The sequence below is a fragment of the Hydrogenophaga sp. genome (assembly GCF_018780075.1).
Classification (GTDB): Bacteria; Pseudomonadota; Gammaproteobacteria; order Burkholderiales; family Burkholderiaceae_C; genus Hydrogenophaga.
Genome location: NZ_JADMKB010000169.1, coordinates 20,576 through 27,031, shown reverse-complemented (window position 1 = coordinate 27,031; position 6,456 = coordinate 20,576). Strand labels below are relative to the sequence as shown.

The following is a 6,456-nucleotide window of genomic DNA, read 5'->3' as shown; positions in this document are numbered from 1 at the left end:
CACCCATCTCCAGACTCAGCTCGTCAAGAAACAACCTCTTGACGCTTCACATCTAGGGGACAACGCGAGCGGCCTGGCGAAGCCAGTTCCGCCGCGTTCTGGGTTTCGGGCACTTTGCTCCGGTCGGGTTTCTGACAGCGCTCTTTGTTCCCTTGCGCCTCGCTTTGCTTCCGCTATCCTCCGCCGATCGGGCATGTGCCCTGTTTCTGGAGTGATGGGCCATGGCGATGGACGACGTTGACTATTTCCTGCACGGCGACGACATGCAGTTCGTCGAGATCGAACTCGATCCCGGCGAGGCCGCGATCGGCGAGGCCGGCAGCATGATGTACATGGAAGACGGGATCCGGATGGACACCGTGTTTGGCGATGGCTCTGCCGCGTCGGGCTCGGCCGGGCTGTTCGGCAAGCTGCTCGGCGCGGGCAAGCGCCTGATCACGGGTGAATCGCTGTTCACCACGGTCTACACCAACGACGGCCGCGGCAAGAAGAAGGTGGCATTTGCCGCGCCCTACGCCGGCAAGATCATGCCGTTCGACTTGAGCCAGCACGGTGGCACGCTGATCTGCCAGCGCGACGCGTTCCTCTGCGCGGCCAAAGGCGTGACGCTCGGCATCGCGTTCCAGCGCAAGCTGGGCACCGGCTTCTTTGGTGGCGAGGGCTTCATCATGCAGAAGCTGGAAGGTGACGGCCTGGCGTTCGTGCATTCCGGTGGCACGGTGCTGGAGCGCCGGCTGCAACCCGGCGAGGTGCTGCGCGTGGATACGGGCTGCGTGGTGGCCTACACGCCCGACGTGGACTTCGACATCCAGTTTGTCGGTGGCGTGAAGACGGCGCTGTTCGGCGGCGAGGGCCTGTTCTTTGCGGTGCTGCGTGGCCCGGGCACGGTGTGGATGCAGTCGTTGCCGTTCGCGCGCCTGGCCTCGCGCATCTTCGCGGCCGCGCCCCGGATGCAGGGCGGCGGTGGCCGTGGCGGCGAGCAGGGCGGTTTGGCCGGTGGCCTTCTGGGTGGCAGCCTGCTGGGCGGCTTCATCGGCGGGGATGAAGACTAGGCTCCCCCCGCGCCACCTGCGGCGTCACCCCCCAGGGGGCGATGCCAGTGGCCCGGCGAAGCCGGTTCCACGGCATCCTTGGATGCAGGCACCTGCGCCGGATGCGTTTCTGTTTTCGAGTGCCCATGAAAAAACCGCCCGAAGGCGGTTTTTCACTTTTTGCTGGCAGCGCACCGTTTCAAACGGCGGACCGGGATGGTCCGGGCTGGTGGCCTGACGGATCAGGCCGGTGAATGCCGCAATTAAGCGGCGGCGAGTGCCAGGGCCTTGACCTTGGTCGACAGGCGGCTCTTGTCGCGAGCGGCCTTGTTCTTGTGGAAGATGCCCTTGTCGGCAACGATGTCCACCACTTGCTGCATCTTGGCGAACAGTTCGGTCGCCTTGGTCTTGTCGCCAGCCAGAACGGCTTTTTCAACGTTCTTGACGGCGGTGCGGTATTTGGAACGCAGCGAGGTGTTCGCGGCGTTGATCTTGACGTCCTGGCGGACGCGTTTGCGGCCAGAGGCCAGGCGGGGGTTCTTTTTCTTCGGCTTGGTTGCCATGGTGAATTTCCTTCAGATGTTTGGGGATGTTGCCAGCAAAGCCCGCGATTTTAGCACGGCGACGGAGTTTGGCCAGTCCCCGGGCGGCGAGGCGAGGGGGCGTGGTTAAACTTCGCCCGTGTCACTCTTCAAATCTGCCTCCCTGGTTTCCCTTCTCACGCTGGCGTCGCGCATCACCGGCCTCGTTCGGGAGCTGCTGATGGCCTCGACATTTGGCGCCAGCGCACTGACCGACGCGTTCAACGTCGCCTTCCGCATCCCCAACCTGCTGCGCCGCCTGTTCGCCGAGGGCGCGTTCAGCCAGGCGTTTGTCCCCGTGCTGGCCGGCGCGCGCGCCAAGGACGGCGACGAGGCCACCCGCGAGCTGGTGGACCAGATCGCGACCGTGCTGGTCTGGGCGCTGCTGGTCACCTGCGTGCTCGGCGTGGCGGCGTCGCCGGTTCTGGTCTGGGCCATGGCCAGCGGCCTCAAGCAGAGCGCCCACGGTTTTGAGGCCGCTGTGCTGATGACGCGCTGGATGTTCCCCTACATCGGGTTCATGTCGCTGGTGGCGCTGTCGGCCGGCGTTTTGAACACTTGGAGGCGTTTCGCGGTGCCGGCGGCCACGCCGGTGCTGCTCAACGTGGCGATGATCGGCGCGGCCTGGTTCGGTGCACCCTGGTTTGAGACGCTGGGCATCGAGCCCATCTATGCGATGGCCGGCGGCGTGATGCTGGGCGGCATGTTGCAGCTCGGCGTGCAGATCCCGGCCCTGCTGCGCATCGGCATGTTGCCCCGAGTGGGGCTGCGCTGGTCGTCGCTGGTGAAAGCCTGGCACCACCCGGGCACCCGCCGCGTCACGACATTGATGCTGCCGGCGCTGCTGGGCGTGAGCGTGGCGCAGATTTCGTTGCTGATCAACACCCAGATCGCCTCGCACCTGGTCACGGGCAGCGTGAGCTGGCTGACCTACGCCGACCGCCTGATGGAGTTCCCCACCGCGATGCTGGGCGTGGCCCTGGGCGTGGTGCTGCTGCCGCAACTGGCGGCGGCCCGGGCGGCGGACGACGGGGTGCGCTACAGCCAGCTGCTCGACTGGGGGCTGCGGCTGGTGGTGTTGCTGGCGGTGCCCTGCGCGGTGGCGCTGCTCACCTTTGCCAGGCCGCTGGTGGCGGTGCTCTACCACTACGGCGCGTTCACCGAGCGGGACGTGCAGCAGACCACCGTGGCGCTCATGGGCTACGGCGCCGGTCTGCTGGGGCTGGTGGCGATCAAGGTGCTGGCACCGGGCTTTTATGCGCGGCAGGACATCCGCACGCCGGTGATGATCGCCATCGTCGTGCTGCTGCTCACGCAGGCCATGAACCTGCTGTTCGTGCCCTACCTGGCCCACGCCGGCCTGGCGCTCGCCATCGGCATCGGCGCCATGGTCAATGCACTGTGGCTGTTGATCGGCCTGCGCCGGCGCGGCGCCTACCAGCCGTCGCCCGGCTGGGGCCGTTTTGCCCTGCAGGTGGTGGCGGCCAGTGCCTTGCTGACGGTGTTTCTGCTGTGGGTGGCCAATTCGGTGAACTGGACCGGTTTCGAGGGCCGTGCACTGGAGCGGGTGGGCCTGCTGGCGCTGTGCGTGGTGGGTGCGGCGGCCATCTACTTTGTGGCCTTGTTGCTTTCAGGGTTAAAACTTCGGCAATTCGTCCGAAAATAAGGGAAAGGTGCGCGGGTCGCGCCTGTCGCCGCCACGCCATGCCCTCTGCCTACCAGCTTCCCCCGTCCACACCCCTGGCCTATTTCGCCTCGCTGGTGCGCGAGGACGACAGCCTGCCGCTGCTGGAGGCCGCTGCGTCGATCGCGCAGGACGAGTACCCCGATCTGGATGTGCAGGAGGTGCTGGGCGATCTGGACCAGCTCCTGTCGCGGTTGCGCCGGCGCTGCGCCGAAGACGCCGGGCCGCTGCAGCGGCTGCGCACGCTGAACCAGTTTTTCTTTCGCGACATGGGGTTTGGCGGCAACGTCAACCACTACCACGACCCCGACAACAGCCACCTGAATGTGCTGCTCAAGACGCGGCGCGGCATCCCGATCTCGCTCGCTGTGCTCTGGCTGGAGCTGGCGCAGGGCCTGGGGCTCAAGGCGCGTGGTGTCAACTTCCCCGGGCACTTCCTGGTGAAGATCAACCTGCCCGAAGGTCAGGTGGTGATCGATCCGTTCACCGGCCAGTCGCTCAGCCGCGAAGACCTCTCCGAGCGGCTGGAGCCCTACAAGCGGCGCAGCGGGCTGGTGGACGATTTCGACGTGCCCGTGGGCCTGTACCTTCAGGCCGCACCCTCGCGCGACATCCTGGCGCGCATGCTGCGCAACCTCAAGGAAATCCACCGCACCGCCGAAGACTGGCTGCGCCTGATCGCCGTGCTGGACCGCCTGCTGATCCTGCTGCCCGATGCCTGGGCCGAGTACCGCGACCGGGGCCTGGCTTGGGCCGAGATGGGCGATGCCCGGCTCGCGGTCGCCGATCTGGAGATGTACGTCGCTCACACCGACAACACGCTCGACCGCGACGCCATTGCCCAGCGCATGCTGGAGCTGCGACGGGCGCTGAGTTGAGCGGCCCATGACCACTGTGTTGCTGGTGGGGGCCACCGGGTTGGTGGGTCATGCCGTGTTGCAGCAGGCCTTGGCCGACGCGCGGGTGGCCTGGGTGATCGCCCCCACGCGCCGTGCGCTCCCAGCCCATCCGAAGCTGTTCAACCCGCTGGTGGATTTTGATCACCTGCCCGAGGGGGCCGACTGGTGGGCGGTGGACGCGGTGATCTGCACCCTGGGCACGACCATCAAGGTGGCCGGCTCGCAAGCCGCTTTTTACCGGGTCGATCACGACCTTCCGCTGCAGGTGGGCGAGCTCGCGCTGCGGCACGGTGCCCGGGCCTATGCCCTCAATTCGGCGCTGGGTGCCGACCCCGCGTCGCGCGTTTTTTACTCGCGCACCAAGGGTGAACTGGAACGCGACTTGAAGGCGCTGGGGTTCGCCTCGCTGACGTTCGTGAGACCCGGTCTCATCGGGGGCGATCGCCAGGCCGCGCGACCCGCCGAACAGGCGGCGGTCAGGGTCTCGCAGTGGTTGCGGCCGGTGCTGCCACCGCGCTACCGCGTGGTGCCCGCCGAGCGCATCGCCCACCACCTGCTGGCGTCGGCGCTGGCCGGTGCGCCGGGCACCCGCGTGCTGATGTCCGAACAGCTGCTGTGAGTGTCAGGCAGCGGGCCGAGCCGGCGAGCCGTTTTTCCCCAGTTGGTGCCAGGTGCGGCGCAACTGCGTGTCGGAGCTGAATCCCGCCATCTCGGCCGCCTGCCCGACGCTGCGGCCGGCGTTGAGCGCGGCCTCGGCCAGATCGAGACGGATGCTGCGCAGGTAGTGCATCGGCGCGATGCCCGCGTGCTGAATGAAGAGCCGCGTCAGGTGGCGCGGCGAGGTGCAGGCTACCTCGGCCATGCGTTGCGCGTCCCAGCCTTGTTGTGGCGCCTGGCTCACCGCGTCCTGCACCCGGTGCACGGCGGGGTGCATGTGGTCGCGGTGGCGCAGAAAGGGCGACAGCTCCGGGTCGCCGGGGCCGCGCCGCAGGGCCACCACCATGGTCTGCGCCACGCGGGCCGCCAGCGCCGGGCCGCAGACGGCGGCGATGCGGTGCAGAAACAGGTCGATGCCGGTGGTCACGCCCGCGCTGCTGCTGACCGCGCCGTCGAGCACGAACACCCGGTTGATCACCGTGTCGCATCGCGGCGCGACCTGGCGCAGCTCGTCCAGGTGCAGGTGGTGTGTGGTGGCGCGGTGGCCGTCGAGCAGTCCGGCGTGCGCGGCCAGGATGGCGCCGGCGCACACCGTCACCAGTTCCAGCCGGCCCGGCCGCAGCCGCAGGCCGCGCAGCCAGTGGAGCAACTCGGGCACGCCTGGGCCGCGCACGTCGATGGTGTCGCCAGGCTGGCCGAGCAGCACCACCCAGGTGGGCGTCGGCCGCGACTCGGTGACCAGATCGGGCAGGGGCTGAATGCCACCGATCTGCGCGCCCACCGAGCTGGTGGCCTGCGCCTGCGGGCCGATGAACCCCAGCTCGAAGGCCGCCGGCTGGCCGGTGGCGAGCAGGCACTGGTTGGCGATGCGCAGCGCCTCGGCCGGGCCCGCCCAGTCGAGGATCAGGCTGCCCGGCAGCAGCACGAAGTCGACCCGGATCGGGCCGCTCAATGCCGTGTCCACTGGAACTCCATCTGCCTGGCGGTGCGCAGCGCGAGCGCCTCGCCCGCGAGCCGCGCGACCAGGTGCAGGCTCATGTCGATCCCGGCGCTGATGCCGCCGGAGGTGACGATGCGGCCCTGATCGACCCAGCGCACGCCGGCTTTCACCTCCAGTGCTGGGAAAGCGCGCGCGAGATCGGCCTGGTCTTCCCAGTGGGTGGTGACCGGCCCGGCGGTGAGCGCGCCGCTGGCGGCGAGCACGAAGGCGCCGGTGCAGACCGTGGCCGTCAGCGGCGCCCGCTCACTGGCCTGCGCCACCCAGCGCAAGGTCTCGGTGCAGCGCATCACCGCGTCCACGACGCCGCCCGGCACGATCAGCACGTCCACCGGCGGCGCATCGGCCACACCGTGGTCGGGCAGCAGCGTCAAACCGGCGCGGGCGCGCACCGGCTCACGGTGGCGCGCCACGCTGACCACCTCGAACGGTGCGGGGTCTGAGGGGCGTTCGCGCAAGGCCATGCGGCTCGCGGTGGTGAACACCTCGTAGGGGCCGGCGAAGTCCAGCGCCTCAACCTCGTCGAAGGCCAGGATCGCCACCGTCAGCGTCGAGGTGCTCATGGGAACACCTCCGCCCTGCGGGCTGCGCTGCGAGCGGGCTTGGG

The 6,456-nt window shown here is 68.6% G+C and carries 7 protein-coding genes; 4 read left to right on the top strand and 3 right to left on the bottom strand.

Annotated features, from left to right (window positions below):
- The first annotated feature begins 221 nt into the window (after nucleotides 1-221).
- On the top strand, nucleotides 222-1,052 hold the full coding sequence (locus IV088_RS24990) for a TIGR00266 family protein (protein WP_291107455.1): 831 nt from the start codon (nucleotides 222-224) through the stop codon (nucleotides 1,050-1,052).
- A 242-nt stretch (nucleotides 1,053-1,294) separates the two neighbouring features.
- On the opposite strand, the gene rpsT is transcribed toward IV088_RS24990, so the two are convergent.
- The gene (gene rpsT / locus IV088_RS24985; RefSeq protein WP_077335571.1) at nucleotides 1,295-1,594 is read right to left on the bottom strand and encodes a 30S ribosomal protein S20; all 300 of its coding nucleotides are present in this window, start codon (nucleotides 1,592-1,594) and stop codon (nucleotides 1,295-1,297) included.
- Between the two features lie 118 nt (nucleotides 1,595-1,712).
- On the opposite strand from rpsT, the gene murJ reads away from it, so the two are divergent.
- From murJ to IV088_RS24970, 3 genes are read left to right on the top strand one after another with little or no spacing between them, the layout of a single operon-like run.
- Entirely contained in the window at nucleotides 1,713-3,278 is a 1,566-nt protein-coding gene (murJ, locus tag IV088_RS24980) for a murein biosynthesis integral membrane protein MurJ (RefSeq protein ID WP_291107449.1), read from the top strand.
- A gap of 38 nt (nucleotides 3,279-3,316) precedes the next feature.
- Nucleotides 3,317-4,174 carry a tetratricopeptide repeat protein gene (locus tag IV088_RS24975; protein ID WP_291107446.1) on the top strand — a complete coding sequence of 286 codons (858 nt, stop codon included), beginning with the start codon at nucleotides 3,317-3,319 and terminating at the stop codon, nucleotides 4,172-4,174.
- A gap of 7 nt (nucleotides 4,175-4,181) precedes the next feature.
- Nucleotides 4,182-4,814: an NAD-dependent dehydratase gene (locus tag IV088_RS24970; protein ID WP_291107443.1), complete on the top strand. Its 633-nt coding sequence runs from the start codon at nucleotides 4,182-4,184 to the stop codon at nucleotides 4,812-4,814.
- A 3-nt stretch (nucleotides 4,815-4,817) separates the two neighbouring features.
- On the opposite strand, the gene IV088_RS24965 is transcribed toward IV088_RS24970, so the two are convergent.
- Together IV088_RS24965 and IV088_RS24960 are read right to left on the bottom strand one after the other, a co-directional pair.
- Nucleotides 4,818-5,816 (bottom strand): GlxA family transcriptional regulator, encoded by a 999-nt coding sequence (locus tag IV088_RS24965; protein WP_291107441.1) that lies wholly within the window; start codon nucleotides 5,814-5,816, stop codon nucleotides 4,818-4,820.
- A complete protein-coding gene (locus tag IV088_RS24960) occupies nucleotides 5,801-6,412 on the bottom strand; it encodes a DJ-1/PfpI family protein (RefSeq protein ID WP_291107437.1) in 612 nt (203 codons plus the stop codon). Before IV088_RS24960 ends, IV088_RS24965 begins: the two co-directional genes overlap by 16 nt.
- Nucleotides 6,413-6,456 lie beyond the last annotated feature (44 nt).